The organism is Streptomyces sp. NPDC051940, assembly GCF_040680895.1.
Classification (GTDB): domain Bacteria; phylum Actinomycetota; class Actinomycetes; order Streptomycetales; family Streptomycetaceae; genus Streptomyces.
On record NZ_JBFAXR010000290.1, the window covers coordinates 1 to 1,015 of the forward strand.

General features: G+C 65.8%; 1 protein-coding gene and 1 pseudogene. Both read right to left on the reverse strand.

Annotation, left to right across the window (positions count from 1 at the left end):
• Positions 1-365, reverse strand: a pseudogene (locus tag AB0M28_RS40470) (hypothetical protein); the annotation flags it as partial.
• A gap of 46 nt (positions 366-411) precedes the next feature.
• Complete coding sequence (locus tag AB0M28_RS40475; protein ID WP_365415842.1) at positions 412-915, reverse strand: DUF4265 domain-containing protein; 504 nt, start codon at positions 913-915, stop codon at positions 412-414.
• Positions 916-1,015: the final 100 nt, after the last annotated feature.

Below are 1,015 nucleotides of genomic sequence, written 5' to 3' on the forward strand. Positions count from 1 at the left end.
GGCGCTCCCGGTGCGTCTGCCACGGCGGCTGCGATCAAAGCCACCAGGTTGTCGGTCCAGCAGTCTGATTCCTTGGTCGCCACCTCGACACCGCAGCCGCCGCAGACCAGATTGGGGCCATCCTGGCCGGCGAGTCCGCAGCAGCCAGCCCGCCGCCGAGAATCGGGGTGCAGCGCAGTCCCCGGAACATCGTCTGGGTGAAGGATCAGCAGGCTGGCGTCGAAATTGACCTTGAAGGTTCCCGCAGCCATTCGGGGCGTGGCCACCTCATGGCCCGCCGGCCGCTCCGACCCCCTCAACAGATCCGCCGGCGCCACCTCGTTTGTGAGCGGCCGCCGGCAGTTGACGCAGAAGAAAGTGGTCATGTCGTCACTCCTCACCGGCGACACACGCAACGCGCCTCGATGGCCGTCATGTTGCGGCCGTGGCTTTCCAAGCGGCGGTGACGCATCCTTCCTCCCAGTGCCACCACCCCTTCGCCTCGCCGTGCTCCAGGAGCTGACGAATCCGCGGGAGATCCGCATCTGGTGGGACATCAAGGGCAACCATCCGGAACTGCGCGATGCCCTCACCCGTCGTGCCCAGGCGGTGAAACGTCTCCAGCACGGTCTGCCGGGCGGCTTCCGAGCCGCCGTCCTTCATGACGATCAAGCGGATGGTGCAGTTCTCCGAGGCCTGCACCGTCTTGCCGGCCCAGCGGACACCCTCATCATCGATCTCCACCCGGAGGATGTCATCACTGGCGACTCCGCGCACGAACCACGGAGTGTTGTCCAAACGCACGGTGCCGTCGCCGAGGTCCACCGCCCACAGGCTCTCCACACTCGCCGGCGGCCAGCCGTCCTCGTCGACCTGCAACCGGAAGTGGACCTTCACGTGATCATCTCTGATGCCCGTCACCAGATCATCTTCCATGCCTGGTGCACTCATGGGAAGCGATGACTGCACCAGCGAGAATGATCTTCAACGCGCCCCATCTGGACCGACCGGCCTCCACGGCGGACGTCCAGCGGAT